This window comes from Sphingopyxis sp. H115, assembly GCF_001468465.1.
Taxonomy (GTDB): Bacteria; Pseudomonadota; Alphaproteobacteria; order Sphingomonadales; family Sphingomonadaceae; genus Sphingopyxis.
Genome location: NZ_LNSA01000036.1, coordinates 21,402 through 42,189, shown reverse-complemented (window position 1 = coordinate 42,189; position 20,788 = coordinate 21,402). Strand labels below are relative to the sequence as shown.

Sequence of the window (20,788 nt, the reverse complement as noted above, 5' to 3'; positions counted from 1 at the left end):
GGGCGGGAGAGGGCGATATTCTTTGTCATAGTGAACGAGGAACGAGCGTGACGCCCGTTGCGCTGCTCAAATATTCCCATTTCCGCGACGAGCCGTGGCGCCGCGGCGACTGGGCGAAGATTTTGCGGTCATCAGCCGCAGCACCGCCGCGTTACGCCGCTGCCGGCTGGTCCTGTCCAAGCGTCGCTGCGGTCGCTGCGGAAATTGCAGCGCCGATCAGCGTCATGTCACCTCCCAGCCGCTCATCGAGCAAGTCATCTCGTAGCGGAGCCAACTCGGCCATCAACGGCATGGACAGGGAAAGGCGGAGTGTACCGGCGATCCGCCCGTCGGACATCCGGCGCGTCTTGACCGGCTGGCCGAGACGAATTTCCTGACCAAGCCAGTGGCGCGAATGGCGGGCGATAAGACCATGCACGAGCCTGGCTGCATCGAAATCGCATTCCGGCCAGCGCGCGGACAGGTCGAGCGTGCGGAGCGTTCCACTCGCAAGGCACGACACGCCGCCCACGCCCGGCACTTCGGCAAGTTCCAATCGTCTGACCAAGCCCATGACGTGGTGACTGAAGCGGGCGCTCACTTCGTCGATCCGGCCGGCGGGTAGGGCGGCGAAGCGTTCCATCTCGATCAGCGCCGCCTCGAGGCGGAGTAGCAAGCCAAAGTTCCCCCGCACATCGAGGCAGTCGGCGCCGGGCCAGTCGCTGGGCCATTCGGCGCGAATGGCAAGACGGCCAAGCCCGGGGGGTAGCGGCATGGCACTGTCGCGCAGACGGCCCGGCACGAGCGCGAAGCCGCTGAACGGCGGCCCGCCCGCAAATTTCGACCCGGTCATCAGGACGATGCAGCCGAGTTCGAGGTAGCGGCGCACGGTCGCCGGCGTGATGCGGAGCTGACAGGCGTCGACGACGACGGTCATGGCGTCGCCATGGGCTGAAACAAGCCGTTCGACCTCGGCAAGCGCAGGAAGGGTTAGGCCGGATTTCGACCCATGGACAACGTGGACGACGGAGCGGCGTCCACCCGCCTTCGCTTGCTCGACGTGGGACGAAAGTTCCGCTGCAATTTTAGCCGACGTGCGCGGGAGGCCGCTTTCGTCCCGGACCGCGACATCGATCAGTTCAATGCCGTCAAAAGCGGGGTCGATCACGGCTTGCGCGATGACACGGGCGCCGGTCGCGGTTTCCTCGGAAAAAAAGCGACCCGCCGCGCTATATACGCACCCGCTCCCGACTTCGTCGCGGCCGAGCAGGACTGCAGTGATCGGTCGCCCGTCGCGTGCCGCTGCAAGACCGACATATTCGAGATCGGTCCCCGAAGCGGCGAAAACGATTGCCGAATCTTCGCAGAGCCCGAAATAGGCGGCGAGGCCAGCGCGGATCGCATCGAGACCGTTCGTATAGTCGGCGGCGGACATCGGATAGTCGAGCCGGTTGCGCCATCGACAGACGAGTTGTTCGAAGGCGTGGCTTGAAATACTGCTAATCGTGGACGAGCCATAAGCAAGCGCGTCGCTTGGGGCCGCGCTCGCATAATATTGGTTGCGCCCTTGCTTGTCGAGCTGGATGCGGCGGTCGCCACCGCTCACAAGAACTTCGAGAAGACGGGCGCAACGTCCCTTCCTATCGGGCCAAGTTCGATCCGTATCGTTAATTTCCAGGTGCATGCGCGCGTCCGAGCTAAAAGGGTCTGCGGGGACCTACCGGAGCGAAATGACAGAGATTTGGCATTTTGCTTTCAGTCCCGTCATGGAAGGGTCATCGCGATGCAATCTTCGCGTGGTGATGTGGTCCCATGCGAACCACCGACCTTTCACCCACTAAGCTCCCGGATCGGCTGCGGGATACGCAGCGGCTGCTTTTTGTCGCCAAGCACGCGAAATGGACGGGGGGACTCCATTCCGAAGACGGCAATCACGCGCTCTATCATCGCGAAACCCGCGAGATACTCGAGAGATTGGGGATGCCGATTGTCATCGCCGACACCTATGCGGAGCTATTCGCCCGCCCGGACGCCGATTTCGTCTTTCCGCTCCTGAATCGCGGGGGATTCTTCAACTCGGAAATGTTGCTGCCCTTGCTCTGCAACCGGCTCGGCCTTCCTTATGTCGGCGCGTCGCCGATTGTGCGCGGCCTGTCGGACGATAAGCATCTGACCAAGCTGGAAGCGGCGGCACGCGGCATCCCGACCGCGCCGTGGACGGTGTTTCGCCGTGGCGCACCGGTCGACGTTTCGCGCTGCCCGCCCGCGCGCCGCTGGGTGATCAAGCCGAACAACAGCTCGGCTTCGTGGGGCCTGCGCGACGCGCACAGTCGGGTCGAACTTGCGCAGGCGGTCGAGGGTGTTCATGCGCTAGATCATGACGCGATCGTCGAACCCTTTGTTGAGGGCAGCGATGTCGAAGTGCCCGTCATCACATGCCGCGGCGAGCCCGCGATGCTGCCGATGATGATCTTTGAACAGGCAGACCCCAGCCATCTCAGAACCTATCAGGAAAAGCGCGATCTGGTCGATCGCAGCCAGAAATATAGCCTCAAGCTTTTCGACGACCCTGAAATTTCGGCGCGGCTGACCGAATATACGCGTGAATTGGCCGAAATATTCCGGCCGTTCGACTATGGCCGTTTCGAGTTCCGCGTAGACTTTTCGACGGGAGAAATTCGGCTGCTTGAGATCAATCTCAACTGCAACCTCTGGTCCGAAAAGGTGTTTGGGCGCGCTGCGGTGGCGGCCGGTTTTACCCAGGCGGACTTGATCGAGACGATCGTCGCAGAGAGCATGATCCGCCAACTCGTCGGTTTCGCGCGGAGGGATGCGGCATGAGCGGTTCGATCCTGATCCTTGCCGGTCGCCGCCCCGGCGCGGTCGACGCGCTTGCCGCGGAGCACGGGGTCGGCGACAAATGCCTCGTCCCTGTCGCCGGACGGCCGATGATCGCGCATGTTCTCGAAAGCGCAGCCGACAGTTCGGTCGCGGAGGTGTTCGTGTCGACTCACCACGCCGCGCTGCTCGACGATCTGAACGATCCGGTGATCGACCTGCTCGGGCGTCGTCTGATCGTGGTTCCCGCCGCCGACAACCTGGCGGACTCCGTTCTGGCGGTCGCCCGCGTAGCTGGCTTTCCTCTGCTCGTCACGACCGCCGACAACTGTCTTCTGACTCCCGCGACGATCGCCGAGATCGGCGAGGAAGCGGAACGGCTGGGTGTGGGGGCGGGGGTGGCGCTAGCGCGACGCGAAGATATCCTTGCGGTTCATCCCGAAGGACAGCGGCGGTTCTACGAATTTTCGGACGTTGCGGTGTCGAACTGCAATGCCTATTGGATCGCCCATCCTGCGGCATTGCGCGCGGTGGAGGCGTTTCGCGGCGGCGGGCAGTTCGTCAAGAAGCCGCTGCGGGTCTTGCACGCTTTCGGGCTCCTCAACCTGCTTCGCTTCCGTTTCGGTCTCGGACCGATCCACCATGTCTTTCGCCGTCTTTCCCGCCGGCTGAAAGTCGACATCGCCCCGTTGCTGGTCAGCGACGGGGCGACGGCGATCGATGTCGATAACGAGCGGTCGCTCCGCGTTACCGAGGCGCTGATGGCGCGCCGCGATATGGTCAGTCGGCGATCCAGTTCCCGTGAAAGCCAGGGGGAACGCGATGCGGCAGGTGAACGACGGCTTGCGGTGACCCGGTAAAGTCGTCGGCGTTGAGGATGACGAGCGCGGTCGTTTCATCGTTCATGTCGACGACGAGGCCAATCAGCCAGCCATCATCCTCCGCGCTGTCTTCGCTGCGCGGAACGAACACGAACTCGCCGGGATGGCGGCCAGGGCCGAAATCGTGGATCGCGGTCGTCCCCTTGTCGAGATCGTGCTTGAACAGCCGCGTCTCGGCGAGCGCCCATTCGGACGAGGCGCCGTCGGGGATCGCGACCGAATAGGCGTAACGATAGGGCTTCGTCGTCAGCCGCTCGTCATAGCGCGGGAATTCCTGCGCATGGTCGTGGATGACGGTGCGCGTCGTCGTGCCGGCCACCGGATCGATCGTCCAGCGTTCCATGCGCGACTTTTCGCTGTCGGGACCGCGTTTCGACCGCGCAAACATCGTCTCGTGCGCCACGACGTCGACGATCACCTTGCCGTCCGCGGTTTCATAGGCGTTGGCGGGGTGGAAGACATAGCAGGGCTCGACCGGCACCCAGACGATGCTGTCGCCGTTGCCCTTCCTGGGGAGGAGGCCGACGCGTGCCGGATGTGCGTCATTCCATGCATAGGGAAAACGATAGCCGGCGAGCAGCATTTTCATCGAGAAGGTCACGGGCAGGTCGAATATGAGCACGTGGTTTTCGGTGATCGCGCAGTCGTGGATCGAGGGGCCGTCGCTGACCGCAATTGGTTCCTCGCGCACGACATGGGCGTCCTTGTCGAGGACGACATGCCAGACCTTGTTCGGTTCGTCACCGCGATAGGTGATCGCGTGCATCTCGTCGGTGGCGGGGTCGTGATGCGGGTGCGCTGTATAGCCGCCGGCCAGCGTGCCGTCGAAGGGGTTGTGCGCGATCGTCTCGAGCTCATAGCCAAGTTCGACGGGCTTGCCGCCTGCTTCGACGATCGCGAACGTGCGGCCTGCAAGGCCGACGACATTGGTGTTCGGCGCGTCGTTGGTGGCGTGACGCGGGCCCGGGGGGATGTCTTCGCCGAGCGCCTCGCACGCTTCGGCGCCGCGGACCCAGCGGTTACGGTACCAGTCGGCCTTGCCGCCCTCGATCCGGATACCGTGCACCATACCGGCGCCGGTGAACCAGTGATAGCTGGCGGGATCGGGCGCGACGGCGGGGTTGGGGCCGTTGCGCAGGTAGCGGCCGGTTAAGGTGGCGGGGATCTCGCCCTCTACGCGCAGTTCCTCCAACGTGACCTCTTCGGTCATCGGTTTGTGGATGCCCGTAAGGAAGGGATGCGCGTCGGTGGGGCGGGGGAGGCGCTTGCGGTTAAAGTCGGCGAGCTTGACGATGCCTTTGGTGACGGCGCCGCGGATGAGGGTTTCGACGTTGCTTGCCATGGCGATGCTCCTTACGGAAGTTGGCTAAGGTGCCGCGTGGCGTGGGGTTGCGCCAGCGACTCGATATGTTTACAGTGACAACATATGGCAAGCAAAGATAACAGTGTCAACATAAAAGGCGAGCGCGCGAAGGCGTCAGGCGCCTACCATCATGGCGACCTGCGCGCGGCGGTGATCGCGGCGGGGTTGAAGCGGCTCGAAGCGGGCGACGGCGGCGAACTGGGGCTGCGCGCGCTGGCGCGCGACGTCGGGGTCAGCGCGACCGCCCTGTACCGCCATTTCCCCGACAAGGAGGCGCTGCTCGACGCGCTCGCCGACGAGGGGCTGCGGCGATTGGGCGCGTTGCAGGCGCAGGCCTGGTTGAAGGCCGGCGGCGGCATTGCTGGGTTCAAGGCGACCGGCACTGCTTATGTCCGCTTCGCACACGACGAACCGGCGCTCTTCCGCCTGAGTTTCACGCGCCAGATGCCGGATCGCAAGGAAGGCGGCGACGGCGGCGAGGTCGCCTATAACCTGCTCCGCGCCGGCGTCGGCGAGGCGCTTCCCGGCGTCAAGGATCCAGACACGGCGGCGCTCCACGCCTGGTCGCTGGTCCACGGCCTGGCGATGCTTGTGCTCGACAGGCGGATCGAATGGGACGAGGGGAAGGTAGCGGAAGTTGTCGGCTTGACCTTCGGCGGGGTCGGTTGAGCCTGTTGGCGCGGCACCTGCAAACATTATTAGCGGTTTATTTTTCTGTTTTCGGTTAGCTGGTGCCATGACCCGGTCGCTATCCCCCAGAGTCGAAGCGGTCTTTTGGTTCCTGCTGACTGCGGTGGGATATTTCCTGCTGGCAAGCGTGTCGCTCTATGCCACCAAGGGCGAAGACAATATCGCCGCCGTCTGGCCGTCCAGCGGATATTTTCTCGCCCTGTTATTGCTGATGCCCGCGCGCGCGCGGATTCCCGGTTTCGCCGGCATGGCGGCAGCAAGCCTGGGAGCGAACCTGTTGGGCGGCACTCCGCCCTGGATTTGCGTCGCATTCACTCTGTCTAACGGCTGCGAAGCGGCGCTGGCGCTGTGGTTGCTACGCCGCCGCGAAACGGGCGAATTGTCGTTCATGGTCCCGCGATCGGTTGCCAATTTCTGCTATGCTGCGTTTATTTCGAGCGTTGCGAGTGCCAGCCTCGCGTGGCTGTTGACCGGTAACGGGGCCGATTTCTTCATATCCTGGCTGACAACGGTGCTGCTCGGCATGCTGATCGTGACCCCGCCAATCGTTATGCTCGCGCGGATGGTCGGCGCCAATATGTTCACCAATGCCCCGAACGGCATGAGCCTGGAGGCAACCGCGATTCTGACGGTCGCCGGCCTCGTCACCATATTGGCCTTTTCGCAGTCGCAATTCCCCGCAACCTTCCTGCCCTGCATCGCGGTCGTCGCCGCCGCATACCGGCTCGGCCCCTTTGGCGCGGCGGCGGGAATGCTGATCGTCACGATCACCGCGTCGTTGCTGACCGGGCAGGGCTTTGGTCCGATCGCGGCGATCGAGGGCGAGCAGAAGATCCGCGTCTTTTTCCTGCAATTCTATCTGCTGGCGCTGCTGTTCACGACGCTGCCGCTCGCCGCGATGCTGATCGTTCGCCAGCGTCTGGCGAAACGGCTGGAACAGAGCAACCGATGGCTGCTGCAGGCCGAAGCGGCGGCGCTGGTCGGCCATTGGCGCGTCGACCTGGTCCACTGGACGATCCAATGGTCGGATCAGGCCTATCGCATTCACGGGCTGGAACTCGGCAGCCCGGTCGACGTCAATTACAGCGTCAAGCAATATGTCGCCGAGGACGCTGCCGAAGTGCGACGGATATTGGAGCACGCGGTCCAGACGGGCGAACCCTTTGAGTTCCAGGGGCGCATCCGGCGCGCCGATGGCGAGATCCGCCACATCAAATCGCACGGATCGATCGAAATCGACCGGAGTGGGCGCACGGTCGGCATCTTCGGCACCGTACAGGACGTCACCGAGACGGTCGAAAATGCCCGGATATTGGAGGCGGCGCGCAGCGCGGCCGAACGGATCGCCAACACCGACATGCTGACCGGGCTGCCGAACCGGCGGCACACGCTGGCCTTCCTCGAAAAGGCGCTGGCGGGCGCGCGCGAGCATGGCGCCCCGCTGGCGGTCGCGATCTTCGACATCGATCATTTCAAGCTGATCAACGACACGCACGGCCATGCGACGGGGGACAAGGTGATCCAGCGCGTCGCGCAGCGCGCCAAGGCGGCGCTGCGCGACGAGGATATGGTCGGCCGGATCGGCGGCGAGGAATTTGTCTGCATCCTCCAGCGATCGAGCGCCCAGTCGGCCGAGATCATCGCCGAACGGGTGCGCAAGGCGGTCGAAACCGGAACGGCGGCCGAAGATGCCATCCCCGACGCGACGATCAGCGTCGGGCTGGCGGTTTTCGACGGCGAGCTCGATATCGAGGAATTGTTGCATCGCGCCGACCAGGCGCTTTATGCCGCCAAGCGCGAAGGAAGGAACCGGCTGCGCAAGGCGGCTTAGGTGGTTCGTTGACGTTCGAATGGGTCAGGCCCTCTCCTCCAGGGGGGGGGGGCACGAAACTTGCGAACTTGTTCGCCTATCGGCCTTGCGCAGGGCCGATGGGCGCCACCCCAACTCCTGCGCTGAAGAGAAGGGGCTTTAGGGAAGCAACCGAACGCCAAATGCCATATTCGATGTTGGCCCTAAAAAGCTTTTTGCTGTCATAAGCGCGCGCGCTGCCGAGCCCCTTACCTTGCTCCCTCGTAGCAGCTGTGCGATAGGCGCCGACCCCCCAGCCGGGACCGATCACCCACAGGATTATGTCATGGACAGCAACCAGACCGCGAGCGCGCTCGGGCTCGATTTCGGCACCACCAACACCGTCGTAGCGCTGGCCGACGGGAGCGGCGACACGCAGCTCGTCGAATTTGCCGGCGAAGCGGCGACCGGTGCGGTGTTCCGGTCGGCACTCTGCTTCTGGGAAGAAGAACGCGCGTGGCAGGGCGTCGCGCACGAGGCGGGGCCATGGGCGATCGCCGAATATCTCCGGTCGCCGCTCGACAGCCGCTTCGTGCAGTCGTTCAAGAGCGTCGCGGCGAGCCCGTCGTTCGAGCGCGCGATGATCTTCAACAAGCCGTACCGCTTTGAGGATATGGGGCGGCTGTTACTGCAGCGGCTGGTCGCGCATGCCGGGGGGCGGCTCGATACGCGGCCGCCGCGGGTGATCGTCGGCCGCCCCGTGGAATATGCCGGCGCGCGACCCGACGCGGCGCTGGCGCGGCAACGCTACGACCTGATGCTCGAAGCGTTCGGTGCCGAAATCCATTATGTGCACGAACCGCTGGGAGCGGCGCACAGCTATGCCTCGCGGCTGACCGAGCCCGCGACGATCCTTGTCGCCGACTTCGGCGGCGGTACCACCGACTTTTCGATCGTCCGCGTCGCCGCGCCGGGAAGTGCGCGCCGCTGCGTCCCGCTCGCATCGTCGGGGATCAGCATCGCCGGCGACCGGTTCGATTATCGCATCGTCGACAGGCTGGTGCTGCCGCTGCTGGGCAAGGGCGGCACCTATCGCTCGTTCGACAAGCTGCTCGAAATTCCCGGCGGCTATTTCGCCGATTTCGCTGACTGGTCGCGCCTTGCACTGATGCGCAATCACCGTACGCTGGGCGAATTGCGGCGGCTGCAGCGCGATGCGGTCGATCCCGAGCCGATCGGGCGCATGATCGCGCTGATCGAGCATGAACAGGGTTTTCCGCTCTATGACGCGGTCGGGCGGCTCAAGCGCGCCCTGTCGGGCGCCGACCATGCCGAATTTACTTTTGCGGGCGATGGCGTCGACATCCGGGCCGACGTGCGCCGCGCCGATTTCGAACGCTGGATCGCGGACGACCTGCGCCGCATCGAAACCGCGATGGATGCCGCGCTGGCGCGGGCGGGCGTCGCGTCAGATGCCATTGACCGCATCTTCCTGACCGGCGGTTCGTCGCTGATCCCAGCGATCCGTGCGCTCTTCGATCGCCGCTTCGGCGCCGATCGGATCGCAACCGGGGGCGAACTGACGTCGATCGCGCATGGCCTTGCCTTGATCGGCGAAGAGTCCGATCCAGCCGAATGGGCCGCATGATGACAGGGGGGAATAACGCAATGACGGGCGAGGGCAAGTGAAGGCGCGCGAACTGATCGATACGGCGACCGTGCCCGGCGGCGGCGAGCTTCGTCTGTTCCGGCGCGGCGGCGACTTCATCATCGCGATCGGCGGCAACGAATTGATGAGTAGCCGGATGAGCGGGTCCGAAGAGGCATTGGCCGCGATGAGCTGTGCGCGTCTGGCGGGACGCAAGGCGCCACATCTGCTGATCGGGGGATATGGCATGGGCTTTACCCTGCGCGCCGCGCTCGCCGAGCTCGGGCCCGATGCGAAGATCACGGTGGCCGAGCTGGTTCCCGGCATCATCGACTGGGCGCGCGGGCCGATGGCCGAGCTGGCGGCGGGCGCCCTCGACGACCCGCGGGTCGAACTGGTCGTCGGCGACGTCGCGACGGTGATTGCCGATGGTCGCGGGCGATATGACGCGATCCTCCTCGACGTCGACAATGGCCCCGATGCGTTGACGCATGAGGCCAATGACCGGCTCTACTCGGCCGCCGGCCTTGCGGCGGCAAAGGCGGCGCTGACGCGCGGCGGCATATTGGCGATCTGGTCGGCGGCGCCCGATGCGCGCTTTACGCGGCGGCTGGCGGCGGCGGGATTCCGGGTCGACGAAGTCGGCGTTCGCGCGCGGAGCAACGGCAAGGGTGCGCGGCACGTCATCTGGTTTGCCACGGCGGGGTAAAGGCAGGTTTTGTTGCGGCGATCCCAAGCCGACTTCTTAACAGCAACTCAAGGTTTCCGTCATAGGCTGCCTAATTCGGGGGCGACCAGCTTGGACTACGACGGCAAAATCATATGGTATAGCTTCCAGCGGCTTTCGCGGGGAGACCAGTCGTGTCTTGCGCAGATGCTGGCCGAGCCCGGCGGTCAACAGCTGACGGCGTCCAAATCGGCTCATAGCGAATTCTACCATGTCCTGCACTCGTTCGGCATGGCCGAGCCCGGCACGATCGATGAAGGCTTGAGCGCGTTAGGAATGGAGGCGTGGGTGCTCACCGAGCACGGCCATCAGGCCATTCGTGTGTATCTGGCGCAGGGCTTTGCCAAGGCGGACATCGTTGCCGGAGAAGGGAAATCGGTGCGCGGGATCGCCCTTCGCTTCCTGTCGGGTTACGCTCCCGTGCAGTTGGCAGGCGGATTGCTGGCCTATTTTCTGACCCGGGCAGGCTTCGACATCTCAGGCACCGCAACCTTCAATCTGGCGTTGCTGACGATCCTTTCCTGCCACGCAGGTGTACGGTGTGCCCTGCCGGCGCGGCGACCAACAGGCGGATTGGCTCTCATCCAGCGTCTCGAACAGCTGAGGTATATCGATCAACGCCGTGGCCTGTACGCCTATGGCATTGTGATCGCGGCATTCGCCTTTCACTTGCCGGTCGCGATCGCGCACGATGTCATGCTGGGCGGGTTGACCCAGATGGCTTTGGTCAGAGCTCTCTTTTCCGCAGCAATTGCCGGGCTGTGGGCCTATTTTGCCCTGCCGCACCAACTGGAACGCGTATTCCGCAAAACGCGCAAGGGTGCCGGTCTGCCCGATCATGCCGAAGAGGAGGAAGAGGCAGAACCATTGCCGCTGTAACGGTCGCGAAACCGTCAGAGGATTTCGTGCACCCGGTCCTGCGGGCGGCAGAGGCGGACGCCCTTGTCGGTTTCGACGAACGGCCGTTCGACATAGGCGGGATTTGCCGCCATCGCGGCGACGATTTCGTCCTCGCCGGCGCCCTTGAGGCCGCGTTCGTCCGCGTCGGTGCCGCGCAGGCGCAGCGCGTCGCGCGCGGTGAGGCCCGCGTCGGCGAAGAGCTGGCGCAGCTTGTCGGCGCTGTAAGGGCTTTTGAGATATTCGACGACGGTCAGCGCGACGCCGGGCGCCTCCTGAAGGATCGCCAGTGTCTTGCGCGAGGTGCCGCAAGCGGGATTGTGCCAGATGGTTGCTTTCATGCGATGGGTCCTAACGCAGCCTTACCGCGGCGTAAACGCGCTATTCATGGCATATATGGCACATCTTCCCGCATGAAGGGGAACCACCGGCTTGCCTTTCGCGGCCCGAATACGACTTATGCAAAGTCGAGGGACCGCCAAAGGGCGGCCATTGCGGGGTTGCTACTCAAGTGAATGAATTGATCGATCGCAGGGCGTTGTTGGCGGGGCTTGCAGGCGCGGGGGCACTGGCTGCCGCGCCCGCGCGCGCGCAACTGCCCGACTGGATCCGACAGCCGGCGGCGCCCTTGCCGCCGCCGGTCGACTATGTCGCCGTCGCGAAAAAGCAGCTCGCTATGCAGGGCCGCAATATCCCGCAGAGCGACCGCGTCGGTGTCGTCGATTTCGGCCTGCCGTCGTCGCGGCCGCGCTTTGCGTTGGTCGATCTGGTCGCGGGCAAGGTCGATATGTTCCCGGTGACGCACGGGCGCGGGTCGGACCCGCAGCATGACGGCTGGCTCAAGAGCTTTTCGAACCGCGTCGGTAGCCTCGCGACCTCGCGCGGGGCCTATCGCACCAGCGATTATTATTGGGGCGCCAACGGGTCGTCGATGCGGCTTGCCGGGCTGGAACCCGACAATTATTCGGCCGACGTGCGCGCGATCGTCGTGCATGGCGCCTGGTACGCCGAGCCGGCGCTGATCGCGACGCAGGGCAAGCTGGGGCGGAGCGAAGGCTGTTTCGTGTTCGGCGAAGAGCTGCTGCCGATGATCCTCTACAAGCTGGGACCGGGGCGATTGCTGTTCGCCGACCGGCTGAGCGAACCGCAACCGATGCCCGCGCCGTTCCAGCTGCCGCCCGCCGATCCGTTGCCGGGCATGGAAAACCTGCGCCGCGCGAGCAGTATCAGCGGGGCGTTGCCCAAGACGGCGGACTGATAATTCGCCCGCGGTTATGAGATACTCAGCGTCCGCTTCAAGCCGTTAGCCGATGCTCAATAAATCCCGCTTGTCTCCGGCGTCGTAACGCGCGCCGTCGTGACCGTCGGCACGACGGCGGGCGGCGTCGGCGCGACGATCGTCGCGGTGGGACGGCCGGGCTTGGCGAAGCTCGCCACGACGGGCGCGTCGCGGCCATAGATGTCGGCGAGCTTCTTTACGCCGCCCTTGCCGTCGGGAACGACGGTCCAATAGGCGACATAGACGGGGAAGGGCTGGTCGAAGCCGAAGCGCGTCGTCTTGCCGCTCGCGATCGCCTCGCCGAATTCCTCGGGGCTTTTGCCCGCGAACATCACCGCCATCAGGCCCGAGAAATGCAGCGCGCGCTCGGTGCGGATGCAGCCATGGCTGAATGCGCGTGCGGCGGCGTTGAACGCGCCCTTCGACGGCGTGTCGTGAAGATAAATGGCATGCTCGTTGAGCATCTCCATCTTCATCACACCCAGTGCATTGTTGGCGCCGGGCTGCTGCACGACCGACAGCGTCTTGCCGCTGCCCGTCCAGGTATAGCCCTGCGCGCGCGCGGAGGCGGGATTGCGCGCGATCGTCGCGCCGATGCCTTCATTGATGATGCTGCGCGGCAGCGTCCAGGTCGGGTTGACGATGATCCCGGTCGCCATCGGGTTCAATTGCGGCGTCGGGGTTGCATTCTTGCCAACGACGGCCTTGTGCGTCGCGATGATCGTGCCGCCGTGGACGACGCGGGTCAGATATTCGGGGACGTTGCTGACGACATAGCGTTCGCCAAGGTTGCGCGGCATCCAGCGCCAGCGTTCCATGTTGACGCGGATCGCATTGGCTTCGGCCGGCGTCTTCGCTTTGGCGAGCGAGGCCTTGAGGGCCGCAAAATCGGGGTGCACGGGATCGAGCGTCGCCAGCGTCTCGCTTACCGTTCCGGCGCCGAGCGCGCCGGCGAGGAGCGACAGCAAAGGTTCGCTGTCGGCGTCGCTGTCGACCATGAACCATTGTTTGCGCGCGGCATTGGGCGTGCGGCCGTCGCGCAGATGCGTCGCGAGCAGCAGGAAGGTGTCGGTCGCGACCTGGTCGAGCCGGGCCTGGTCCTCGCTCATGATCGCCGCGGCGAGGGCGTCGGGATTATAATCCTTGGCGAACAGCCCTTCGGCGTCGATGCCTTCGATCGACACGAGAAGCGCCTCGGCATTCCGTTTCGACCAGCTCGGCAAATTCGCTTCGGCGGCGGTTTCGACGACGGGTGCATCGTCCTTCACCTTGTCAGGCTGAAGGATGACCGAATCTTCCTTGACCGCCGTCTGTGCCAGGGCAGGTGCCGCGAGCAAGCTCAGCGGGAGAAGAAGCGCGGTGGCGGGTCGCGCCGAAAAGAGAAAGTTTTTGACCATGGCTAGAGCCCATAGCCAAAAACCAACCGCAGCGAAAGTGAGCTGCCGCACAGTTCGGCGCAAGAAGAGGCGTCAGGCTTTCGCCTCGTCATCCTGCCGCGCGAGCCATTCCTCGAGCCATTTGATCGTATAGTCGCCGTGGATAACGTCGGGATCGGCGAGCAGCGCCTGATGGAGCGGGATGTTCGTCTTGACCCCGCCGATCACCATCTCCTCGAGTGCACGGCGCATCCGCATCATACAGCTTTCGCGGCTGCGGCCATAGACGATCAGCTTGCCGATCATGCTGTCGTAGTAGGGTGGGATCGAATAGCCGGCGTAGAGCCCGCTATCGACGCGCACATGCATCCCGCCTGCGGCGTGATAGCTCGTCACCTTGCCCGGCGAGGGCAGGAAGTTGCGTGGATCCTCGGCATTGATGCGGCATTCCATCGAATGGCCGCGGAATTCGAGGTCTTCCTGTTTCACCGACAGGCCCGCGCCGCCGGCGATGCGGATCTGTTCGCGGACGAGGTCAAAGCCGGTGATCATCTCGGTCACGGGATGCTCAACCTGGATGCGCGTATTCATCTCGATGAAGAAGAATTCGCCATTTTCCCAGAGGAACTCGATCGTGCCGGCGCCGCGATAGCCCATCTTTGCCATCGCGTCGGCGCAGATGCCGCCCATGCGCGCGCGTTCCTCGGCCGAGATGATCGGCGAGGGGGCCTCTTCGAGCACCTTCTGGTGGCGGCGCTGGAGCGAGCAGTCGCGCTCGCCCAGATGGATGGCATTGCCCTGGCCGTCGCCGAACACCTGAAATTCGATGTGGCGCGGGTTGCCGAGATATTTTTCCATGTAGACGGTCGGATCGCCAAAGGCGGCCGCCGCCTCGGATGAGGCCTGTCCCATCAGGCTTTCGAGGCTGTCCTCGTCGGGAACGACTTTCATCCCGCGCCCGCCGCCGCCCGAGGCGGCCTTGATGAGCACCGGATAGCCGATTTCCTTCGCGAGCTTCTTCGTCTCTTCGCCATAGGTTACCGCGCCGGGCGAGCCCGGAACGACCGGAAGCCCCAGCGCAACCGCGGTGCGCTTGGCCTCGACCTTGTCGCCCATCGTGCGGATATGCTCGGGCTTCGGGCCGACGAAGATCATGTCATGCGCTTCGATAATCTCTGCGAAGCGTTCGTTTTCGGAGAGGAAGCCGTAGCCGGGGTGGATCGCGTCGGCGCCGGTGATCTCGGCCGCCGAGATGATGGCGGGAATATTGAGATAGCTGTCCTTGGCCGCCGGCGGTCCGATGCACACCGCCTCGTCGGCGAGGCGGACGTGCATCGCGTCGGTATCGGCGGTCGAATGGACCGCGACCGTCCTGATACCCATTTCATGGCACGCGCGGTGGATGCGCAGCGCGATCTCGCCGCGGTTGGCGATCAGGAGCTTTTCAATGGCCATCGTCGATTCAGCCGATGGTGAACAGCGCCTGGTCGAACTCGACCGGCTGGCTGTTTTCGACATGTACGGCCTTCAGCGTGCCCGCGGCGGGCGCGACGATCGGGTTCATGACCTTCATCGCCTCGATGATCAGAATCGTATCGCCGGCCTTTACCGCCGATCCGATTGCCGCGAAATTGGGCGCGCCGGGTTCGGGGGCGAGATAGACAGTGCCGACCATCGGCGACTTGACGGCGTCGGCGAAGCTGTCAGCGGCGGGCGGCGCTGCGGCAGGCGCGGCGACCGGAGCGACCGACGCTGCGGCGGCAGGCGCCGCTACGGGCGCCGGCGCAAAGGCGGCGGGCGCGGCGGCGGTCAGCGTGCGCGCGACGCGGACCTTGCGGTCGCCGTCCTCGACCTCGATTTCGCTGAGCTGCGTGTCGTCGAGCAGCTCGGCGAGTGCGCGCACGAACGCCGGATCGATGTTGATGCCATTGTCTTTATGGTCACCCATGAGAATTTTCCTGTTGTTGCGGCGTCGTTGGTCGAACGCCTGACCCCGTTTTTTGATGCGCCCTATTGTCAGAGACGGGCGGCGGCGTCCAGCGCCAGCGTGTAGCTGTCCGCGCCGTGGCCGGCAAAATGCTGTACGGCCGCCATGCCGACATAGCTCAGGTGCCGGAACGCTTCGCGTTTCATCGGGTCCGACAAATGGACCTCGATCACCGGAACCTTGATTGATTTGATCGCGTCGTGGATCGCGATCGAGGTGTGCGTGTAACCGCCGGCATTGAGCAGCACCGCCTTCGCGCCGGCGATATAGGCTTCGTGCAGCCAGTCGATCAGCACGCCTTCGTGATTGGTCTGGCGGCATTCGACGCGGAGGCCCAGTGTGGCGGCCTGTGCCTCGAGCCGCGCATGGATGTCGTTCAGCGTATCGGTCCCGTAAATCTCCGGCTCGCGCGTGCCGAGCAAGTTGAGGTTCGGGCCGGAGAGGACAAAGACGGTCGGAAGTTCGGGCAAGGCGCGGGCTTTCGGTTGCGGCGAGGCTCGCTCCCCCTATATGGGCTGCTCGGCAAAAGGCAAAGCGAGGCGGATTTCTTGATCTCGGTCATTCTCAACGGCGAACCCCGGCAGGTGCGCGAGGGCAGCATCGCCGATCTGGTCGCGTCGTTAGGTCTCGACGTGAAGAAGGTCGCGGTCGAGCGCAACCGCGCAATCGTTCCCCGCTCGACCCTTGCCGATGTCGCGCTCGCCGAAGGCGACGCGCTGGAAATCGTTCATTTCGTGGGAGGCGGTTGAGTTGTCAGCAGACCAATGGAGTGTCGCCGGACGGACGTTCTCGTCACGGCTGATCGTCGGCACCGGCAAATACAAGGATTTCGAACAGAACGCGGCTGCCGTCGAAGCCTCGGGCGCGGAGATCGTCACCGTCGCGGTGCGCCGCGTCAATGTATCCGATCCGACGGCGCCGATGCTGACCGACTTTATCGATCCCAAGAAGATCACCTATCTGCCGAACACCGCGGGCTGCTTTAACGCCGACGATGCGATCCGCACGCTGCGGCTGGCGCGCGAGGCGGGGGGCTGGGACCTCGTCAAGCTGGAAGTGCTGGGCGAGGCGAAGACGCTGTATCCCAACATGCGCGAGACACTGGAGGCGACCGAAGTCCTCGCCAAGGAAGGCTTCTTGCCGATGGTTTACTGCGTCGACGATCCGATCGCCGCGAAACAGCTTGAGGATGCGGGCGCGGTAGCGATTATGCCGCTCGGCGCACCGATCGGATCGGGGCTGGGCATCCAGAATCGCGTTACGATTCGCCTGATCGTCGAGGGTGCGTCGGTGCCGGTGCTTGTCGATGCGGGGGTCGGTACCGCGAGTGACGCAGCGGTAGCGATGGAGCTGGGTTGCGACGGCGTGCTGATGAATACCGCGATCGCCGAGGCGAAGGACCCGATCCTGATGGCGCGCGCTATGAAGCGCGCGGTCGAGGCGGGGCGTGACGCTTACCTCGCGGGGCGCATGGGGCTGCGCAAATATGCCGACCCGTCGAGCCCGCTCGCGGGGCTGATCTGACCGACAAGCTGGAGCGGCGTTTGTCCGGCCTGATAGCCGGGCATCCGGCAATTGCATCGATCCTGCGCCGGTGGGACGAGATTGCGCTGCCCGACGCATGGCTGACCGGCAGCATCGTCGCGCAGGCCCGGTGGAACGAGCATTTCGGGTTCGACCCGCATCACGGGATCGCCGACGCCGACATCGTCTATTTCGACGCCGACGACTTGTCGGCCGAAGCTGAAGAGCGGACCGAATTGCGGATCGCGGCGCTGTTCGCCGACCTGCCGGTGCGGGTCGACGTCAAGAACCAGGCGCGCGTGCATCTGTGGTACGCTGCCAAATTCGGCTATGCCATCATACCCTATCGGTCGGTGCCCGACGCGATCGGCACTTATCCCACGACCGCTGCGGCGATCGGATTGCGCCGGCCAACGGATCTCGAGATGATTGCGCCCTTCGGGCTGGCCGACCTGCTGCGCCCCGTTGTGCGGGCCAATGCGACGCAAATCACCGAATCCTATTATGAAATGAAGGTCGCGCGGTGGCGGCGGCATTTGCCCGAACTCGAAATCCTGCCATGGAGGGAAGCGGTTTCGCGCCGTTAGCTCCCGTTCGTCGATCAAGGTCACGCCCATGAAAATCGCAACCATCCTCGCCGCCGCCCTGCTGCTCGTCCCGGCGGCCGCGACCGCCCAGCCAGTGTTCGACAGCCATGTCCATCTGTGGAACGGCGAAAAGTCGCTTGGCGAATATGAGGCGCAGGTGAAGGCGGCGGGGCTGACGGTCAGCGGGCTTGGCGTGATGTGGTTCGGCGGTCCGAACCAAGCGCGCGCGGGCAATCCCGCCGATATCAGGGCGCGCAACGATGCGCTGATCGCGCTGGCCGCGAAGCAGGCGGGCGTCGTGCCGATCGCAACGGTGCATCCCTATGACGGCGCGGCGGCGCTCGACGAGTTGCAACGCGTCGCGGGGCGCGGGGTCAGGTTGCTGAAGATTCACCCGCACACCCAGCGTTTCGACCCCGCCGATCCGCGTGTGCTGACGCTCGTCAAGCGCGCGGGCGAACTCGGCGTCATCGTCGTGATGGACAATGCGAATATTGTCCCCGGCGGCGACAGCGAAAAAATGTTCAACCTCGCGCTGGCCGCACCCAAGACAAAATTCGTCTTCGCCCATATGGGCGGGCTGAACTTTCGCTTCTGGAACATCCTCAAAATGGCGCGCACCGCCGAAGGATTGTTCGGCGACAATATCTATTTCGATATTTCGGCGACGGTGACGCTGGCAGCCGACGCGCCGATCGAGGACGAGTTCGTCTGGACGATGCGGAACGTCGGAATCGATCATGTGCTGCTCGGCTCCGACTATCCGCAATTTTCGCTGGCGCAGACGCTCGAGGCTCTGGAGCGGCTCGACCTTACTCCCGAGGAGGAAGCGAAGATACGCCAGGGCAATGCGGCCCGCCTGTTCGGCGTAAAGCGTTAGCCGACTGTCCTTTCTCCTGAACGCTTTGTCCCGTCGGCCGGAACGCCGTCGCGGGCTCGCCCGTTGCTGGAGCAGAGGCGCTCCCCTCCGCCTCGCAAATCCTAAGGAGAATCCCCATGGGTGAACTGACCGAAAAAGCGAAAGGCATTGCCAACGAAGCCGTCGGCAACACCAAGCAGGCAATCGGCAAGGCGACCGACAACGAACGGCTGCGCGCCGAAGGCGAAGCGCAGGAGCGCAAGGGCGAGGCCCAGAATCTCAAGGGCAAGGTCCAAGGCGCGCTCGGCGACAAGATCTGACCCCTCGCTTGCCTTCCAAGGCAAGAAGAAGGCCCCGGGATTCCCTCTCCCCGGGGCCTTTTCACTTTGTGGCGATTGGCTTATTTGCCGCCGGAAGCGACGAGATCGACGTCGGTCATGCCGCCGTCGCGGCGCATGAAGAGTACATAGGCAAGATCGCCCTTGGTGCCGCCGAGCATGTGCTCGCTGCCGTTGACCCGGTGATCGCTGGTGTAGCCTGCGCGGACCGCCATCGTGTGATAATAGTCGAGCACCGCCTGCATCGACGCCGCCGTCTGGAAATTGACGACGCGGATGTTGCATTTGCCGCCGGCCACGCCGGCCGCCTCGCGCAGCGTGGCGCGCGGGTAGATTTTGAACGCGGCGGGGAGGCGATCGGCCCATGCGTTGCCATAGGTCAGCTTGGCATCGCAGCTGCCCTTTTGCTGTTCGCGGGCAAGTGCGCCGATCGTGACGGGACGTTTCTGGGCATCGCAGCCATCGCACCCGGCCTCGAACGGTAGCGCCTTGGGCGCGGTAAGCAATTTGCCGGCCGCCTGAGCGGCCGCTGCTTCGGCCGCGGTTGCCGCCTTGCCCCCGGCGACGCCGGGAACTCCGCCATCGACGGGCCTGTTGCCCGGGCCGACGGCATTCTGGTTCGACTGGCCGGTGAGCTTGGGGTCGACCATGATCTTGTCTTCGAGCGAGCCCTTGATCGCCGGATCGGCGCCCGCGAGTCCGTCGTCGAGCGGCGCCAGTTCGGCCTTGGCATTCGGATTGTCCCGGCAGCCGGCGAGCGGCGCCGCCGCCATCAGCAATCCGGCAACAAGCCATTTTCCGCGCAACATCATCGCTAACACTCCCTTAATCCTTTACCGGGAATGCCCGATTTTGGTCAAAAAGGCCCAAATAAAATGCGTTAACGGGCAGTGGTTTATCAACCGAAAACTGTCTCGGAGCGAGACGCTTTGGGGGCGCAGCGGATCAGGCGCGAGGTTTCGACCGCCGCCTGACGATGGATCACGGCCTCGCGATAGACGGGGTCGGTGACCATTTCCATGAAGGCGGCGCTGTTCGGATATTCGGCGATGAAGACCGCGTCCCAATGTTCACCGGCCGGTCCGATCACCATCGCTTCCATCGTGCCCGTCCAGATGACACGGCCGCCGACGCGCGCGAAAATCGGGCCACTGCCCGCGCCGTAATGGCGATAGGCCTCGGCGCCGGTCAGGCCTGCGCCGGCGAGCGGGTGGCCATCGGGGTAGGTCGCCCGCTCCCGAAAGCGGACAAGATTGAACATGTGGATGACCGTGTCGCGCGGAAGCGCCTTGAACGCGTCGAACTGGGCGCGCTCGGGGTCGATATGACGGTCTGTCATGGCAAAAACTCCTTGCGCTTGACCCGCCAGGCGTCGGCGCTCTGCGTCCAGGCGTCAACGGGGGCATCTTCGAACGGCGCAGGCAGGCGCGTCGGTCCGCTGTTCGTCGCGCCGAGCCGCTTGGCAAGCGCTTGCGAGCGCGTGTTCGCGGGGTCGATACTGTGCATCAGTTCGGGCCACTTCAGAAATTCGACCGCGAAGTCGCAGGCCGCGACGCTACCCTCGAGCGCATATCCTTTTCCGGCAAATTTGGCGCGCACGCCATAACCTATCTCGGGGGCCGGCCAGCCCTCGGGTTCCCAGGGGCCGAGGCGCCCGACCCACTCGCCGGTCGCGCGCTCGATAACGGAAAACATGGAAAAGCCACGAATATGCCAGGCACCGGCTAGCGTGCACCACATGCGCCAGGCTGACGAGCGCGGGCAAGTGCCGCCGATGAAGCGCATCGTTTCTTCCTCGGCGCACATTTCGGCGAAGCCGTCGAAATCCTCGGTGGCCGGCGGGCGCAGGATGAGCCGCTCGGTGACGAGCAGGGGGCCATTCAACATTTGTGTCTCTCCCGCAGCAATTGACCCATGCTTTTGCGGCAAGAGGGTGGTCAGGGCAAGGGCGCACGCTTGAGGGCACCGGCTTTGAAACCGGTGCCCTCTCCATCAGCGCGTACGGGCGGAGGGGTCTCAACCCGCA

The 20,788-nt window shown here is 64.5% G+C and carries 23 protein-coding genes; 13 read left to right on the top strand and 10 right to left on the bottom strand.

Annotated elements, in window-relative coordinates; genetic code table 11:
- Positions 1 to 151 precede the first annotated feature (151 nt).
- Positions 152 to 1,585: a hypothetical protein gene (locus tag ATE71_RS18985; protein ID WP_058804932.1), complete on the bottom strand. Its 1,434-nt coding sequence runs from the start codon at positions 1,583 to 1,585 to the stop codon at positions 152 to 154.
- A gap of 206 nt (positions 1,586 to 1,791) precedes the next feature.
- Here ATE71_RS18985 and ATE71_RS18980 point away from each other — a divergent pair, with 206 nt between their 5' ends.
- Complete coding sequence (locus ATE71_RS18980) at positions 1,792 to 2,820, top strand: phosphoribosylglycinamide synthetase (protein ID WP_058804931.1); 1,029 nt, start codon at positions 1,792 to 1,794, stop codon at positions 2,818 to 2,820.
- Positions 2,817 to 3,677, top strand: a complete 861-nt coding sequence (locus tag ATE71_RS18975; RefSeq protein ID WP_058804929.1) for an NTP transferase domain-containing protein — start codon at positions 2,817 to 2,819, stop codon at positions 3,675 to 3,677. The genes ATE71_RS18980 and ATE71_RS18975 overlap by 4 nt, the downstream gene beginning before the upstream one ends.
- Here the strand turns inward: ATE71_RS18975 and ATE71_RS18970 are convergent.
- Positions 3,598 to 5,040, bottom strand: coding sequence for a carotenoid oxygenase family protein (locus ATE71_RS18970; protein ID WP_058804927.1), 1,443 nt, complete (start codon positions 5,038 to 5,040; stop codon positions 3,598 to 3,600). The genes ATE71_RS18975 and ATE71_RS18970 overlap by 80 nt on opposite strands.
- A gap of 84 nt (positions 5,041 to 5,124) precedes the next feature.
- Here ATE71_RS18970 and ATE71_RS18965 point away from each other — a divergent pair, with 84 nt between their 5' ends.
- The 5 genes from ATE71_RS18965 to ATE71_RS18945 all read left to right on the top strand — a co-directional run bounded on the left by ATE71_RS18965 (position 5,125) and on the right by ATE71_RS18945 (position 10,794).
- On the top strand, positions 5,125 to 5,730 hold the full coding sequence (locus ATE71_RS18965; RefSeq protein ID WP_058804925.1) for a TetR/AcrR family transcriptional regulator: 606 nt from the start codon (positions 5,125 to 5,127) through the stop codon (positions 5,728 to 5,730).
- A 67-nt stretch (positions 5,731 to 5,797) separates the two neighbouring features.
- The gene (locus ATE71_RS18960) at positions 5,798 to 7,582 is read left to right on the top strand and encodes a sensor domain-containing diguanylate cyclase (protein WP_058804923.1); all 1,785 of its coding nucleotides are present in this window, start codon (positions 5,798 to 5,800) and stop codon (positions 7,580 to 7,582) included.
- Positions 7,583 to 7,886: 304 nt separating this feature from the next.
- Entirely contained in the window at positions 7,887 to 9,188 is a 1,302-nt protein-coding gene (locus tag ATE71_RS18955) for an Hsp70 family protein (RefSeq protein WP_058804921.1), read from the top strand.
- Between the two features lie 37 nt (positions 9,189 to 9,225).
- The gene (locus ATE71_RS18950) at positions 9,226 to 9,897 is read left to right on the top strand and encodes a spermidine synthase (protein WP_058804919.1); all 672 of its coding nucleotides are present in this window, start codon (positions 9,226 to 9,228) and stop codon (positions 9,895 to 9,897) included.
- A 90-nt stretch (positions 9,898 to 9,987) separates the two neighbouring features.
- The gene (locus ATE71_RS18945) at positions 9,988 to 10,794 is read left to right on the top strand and encodes a hypothetical protein (protein ID WP_058804917.1); all 807 of its coding nucleotides are present in this window, start codon (positions 9,988 to 9,990) and stop codon (positions 10,792 to 10,794) included.
- Between the two features lie 14 nt (positions 10,795 to 10,808).
- Here ATE71_RS18945 and ATE71_RS18940 read toward each other — a convergent pair whose 3' ends face one another.
- Positions 10,809 to 11,153: an arsenate reductase family protein gene (locus tag ATE71_RS18940; protein WP_058804915.1), complete on the bottom strand. Its 345-nt coding sequence runs from the start codon at positions 11,151 to 11,153 to the stop codon at positions 10,809 to 10,811.
- A 170-nt stretch (positions 11,154 to 11,323) separates the two neighbouring features.
- Between ATE71_RS18940 and ATE71_RS18935 the strand changes: the two genes are divergently transcribed.
- On the top strand, positions 11,324 to 12,070 hold the full coding sequence (locus tag ATE71_RS18935; protein ID WP_058804913.1) for a murein L,D-transpeptidase catalytic domain family protein: 747 nt from the start codon (positions 11,324 to 11,326) through the stop codon (positions 12,068 to 12,070).
- Positions 12,071 to 12,126: 56 nt separating this feature from the next.
- Here ATE71_RS18935 and ATE71_RS18930 read toward each other — a convergent pair whose 3' ends face one another.
- From ATE71_RS18930 to ATE71_RS18915, 4 genes are all read right to left on the bottom strand, one after another.
- Positions 12,127 to 13,488 carry a L,D-transpeptidase family protein gene (locus ATE71_RS18930; protein ID WP_235588077.1) on the bottom strand — a complete coding sequence of 454 codons (1,362 nt, stop codon included), beginning with the start codon at positions 13,486 to 13,488 and terminating at the stop codon, positions 12,127 to 12,129.
- A 72-nt stretch (positions 13,489 to 13,560) separates the two neighbouring features.
- The gene (gene accC / locus ATE71_RS18925) at positions 13,561 to 14,922 is read right to left on the bottom strand and encodes an acetyl-CoA carboxylase biotin carboxylase subunit (RefSeq protein ID WP_058804911.1); all 1,362 of its coding nucleotides are present in this window, start codon (positions 14,920 to 14,922) and stop codon (positions 13,561 to 13,563) included.
- A 7-nt stretch (positions 14,923 to 14,929) separates the two neighbouring features.
- Entirely contained in the window at positions 14,930 to 15,415 is a 486-nt protein-coding gene (accB, locus tag ATE71_RS18920) for an acetyl-CoA carboxylase biotin carboxyl carrier protein (protein WP_058804909.1), read from the bottom strand.
- 68 nt (positions 15,416 to 15,483) lie between these two features.
- A complete protein-coding gene (locus ATE71_RS18915; protein ID WP_058804907.1) occupies positions 15,484 to 15,924 on the bottom strand; it encodes a type II 3-dehydroquinate dehydratase in 441 nt (146 codons plus the stop codon).
- Positions 15,925 to 16,002: 78 nt separating this feature from the next.
- Here ATE71_RS18915 and thiS point away from each other — a divergent pair, with 78 nt between their 5' ends.
- The 5 genes from thiS (at position 16,003) to ATE71_RS18890 (ending at position 18,744) form a co-directional block, all read left to right on the top strand.
- Entirely contained in the window at positions 16,003 to 16,203 is a 201-nt protein-coding gene (thiS, locus tag ATE71_RS18910) for a sulfur carrier protein ThiS (RefSeq protein ID WP_058804940.1), read from the top strand.
- Complete coding sequence (locus ATE71_RS18905) at positions 16,145 to 16,978, top strand: bifunctional sulfur carrier protein/thiazole synthase protein (RefSeq protein WP_058804906.1); 834 nt, start codon at positions 16,145 to 16,147, stop codon at positions 16,976 to 16,978. Before thiS ends, ATE71_RS18905 begins: the two co-directional genes overlap by 59 nt.
- Before the next feature lie 20 nt (positions 16,979 to 16,998).
- The gene (locus tag ATE71_RS18900; RefSeq protein ID WP_235588076.1) at positions 16,999 to 17,565 is read left to right on the top strand and encodes a nucleotidyltransferase family protein; all 567 of its coding nucleotides are present in this window, start codon (positions 16,999 to 17,001) and stop codon (positions 17,563 to 17,565) included.
- Between the two features lie 28 nt (positions 17,566 to 17,593).
- On the top strand, positions 17,594 to 18,445 hold the full coding sequence (locus tag ATE71_RS18895; RefSeq protein WP_082665310.1) for an amidohydrolase family protein: 852 nt from the start codon (positions 17,594 to 17,596) through the stop codon (positions 18,443 to 18,445).
- A gap of 116 nt (positions 18,446 to 18,561) precedes the next feature.
- Positions 18,562 to 18,744: a CsbD family protein gene (locus ATE71_RS18890; protein ID WP_058804902.1), complete on the top strand. Its 183-nt coding sequence runs from the start codon at positions 18,562 to 18,564 to the stop codon at positions 18,742 to 18,744.
- A gap of 80 nt (positions 18,745 to 18,824) precedes the next feature.
- On the opposite strand, the gene ATE71_RS18885 is transcribed toward ATE71_RS18890, so the two are convergent.
- From ATE71_RS18885 to ATE71_RS18875, 3 genes are all read right to left on the bottom strand, one after another.
- Complete coding sequence (locus tag ATE71_RS18885; protein WP_058804900.1) at positions 18,825 to 19,574, bottom strand: hypothetical protein; 750 nt, start codon at positions 19,572 to 19,574, stop codon at positions 18,825 to 18,827.
- An 86-nt stretch (positions 19,575 to 19,660) separates the two neighbouring features.
- Positions 19,661 to 20,101, bottom strand: coding sequence for a DUF1330 domain-containing protein (locus tag ATE71_RS18880; protein WP_058804898.1), 441 nt, complete (start codon positions 20,099 to 20,101; stop codon positions 19,661 to 19,663).
- The gene (locus ATE71_RS18875) at positions 20,098 to 20,649 is read right to left on the bottom strand and encodes a GNAT family N-acetyltransferase (protein WP_058804895.1); all 552 of its coding nucleotides are present in this window, start codon (positions 20,647 to 20,649) and stop codon (positions 20,098 to 20,100) included. The genes ATE71_RS18880 and ATE71_RS18875 overlap by 4 nt, the downstream gene beginning before the upstream one ends.
- Between the last annotated feature and the right edge of the window lie 139 nt (positions 20,650 to 20,788).

Excerpts from the sequence above, each read along its gene's own strand:
- ATE71_RS18965 (WP_058804925.1), top strand. The coding sequence starts at position 5,125 with ATGGCAAGCAAAGATAACAGTGTCAACATAAAAGGCGAGCGCGCGAAG.
- ATE71_RS18940 (WP_058804915.1), bottom strand. The coding sequence starts at position 11,153 with ATGAAAGCAACCATCTGGCACAATCCCGCTTGCGGCACCTCGCGCAAG.
- ATE71_RS18970 (WP_058804927.1), bottom strand. The coding sequence starts at position 5,040 with ATGGCAAGCAACGTCGAAACCCTCATCCGCGGCGCCGTCACCAAAGGC.
- ATE71_RS18880 (WP_058804898.1), bottom strand. The coding sequence starts at position 20,101 with ATGACAGACCGTCATATCGACCCCGAGCGCGCCCAGTTCGACGCGTTC.
- ATE71_RS18930 (WP_235588077.1), bottom strand. The coding sequence starts at position 13,488 with ATGGTCAAAAACTTTCTCTTTTCGGCGCGACCCGCCACCGCGCTTCTT.
- ATE71_RS18975 (WP_058804929.1), top strand. The coding sequence starts at position 2,817 with ATGAGCGGTTCGATCCTGATCCTTGCCGGTCGCCGCCCCGGCGCGGTC.
- accB (WP_058804909.1), bottom strand. The coding sequence starts at position 15,415 with ATGGGTGACCATAAAGACAATGGCATCAACATCGATCCGGCGTTCGTG.
- ATE71_RS18980 (WP_058804931.1), top strand. The coding sequence starts at position 1,792 with ATGCGAACCACCGACCTTTCACCCACTAAGCTCCCGGATCGGCTGCGG.
- ATE71_RS18895 (WP_082665310.1), top strand. The coding sequence starts at position 17,594 with ATGAAAATCGCAACCATCCTCGCCGCCGCCCTGCTGCTCGTCCCGGCG.
- ATE71_RS18905 (WP_058804906.1), top strand. The coding sequence starts at position 16,145 with ATGTCGCGCTCGCCGAAGGCGACGCGCTGGAAATCGTTCATTTCGTGG.
- ATE71_RS18885 (WP_058804900.1), bottom strand. The coding sequence starts at position 19,574 with ATGATGTTGCGCGGAAAATGGCTTGTTGCCGGATTGCTGATGGCGGCG.
- ATE71_RS18960 (WP_058804923.1), top strand. The coding sequence starts at position 5,798 with ATGACCCGGTCGCTATCCCCCAGAGTCGAAGCGGTCTTTTGGTTCCTG.
- accC (WP_058804911.1), bottom strand. The coding sequence starts at position 14,922 with ATGGCCATTGAAAAGCTCCTGATCGCCAACCGCGGCGAGATCGCGCTG.
- ATE71_RS18875 (WP_058804895.1), bottom strand. The coding sequence starts at position 20,649 with ATGTTGAATGGCCCCCTGCTCGTCACCGAGCGGCTCATCCTGCGCCCG.
- ATE71_RS18955 (WP_058804921.1), top strand. The coding sequence starts at position 7,887 with ATGGACAGCAACCAGACCGCGAGCGCGCTCGGGCTCGATTTCGGCACC.
- ATE71_RS18890 (WP_058804902.1), top strand. The coding sequence starts at position 18,562 with ATGGGTGAACTGACCGAAAAAGCGAAAGGCATTGCCAACGAAGCCGTC.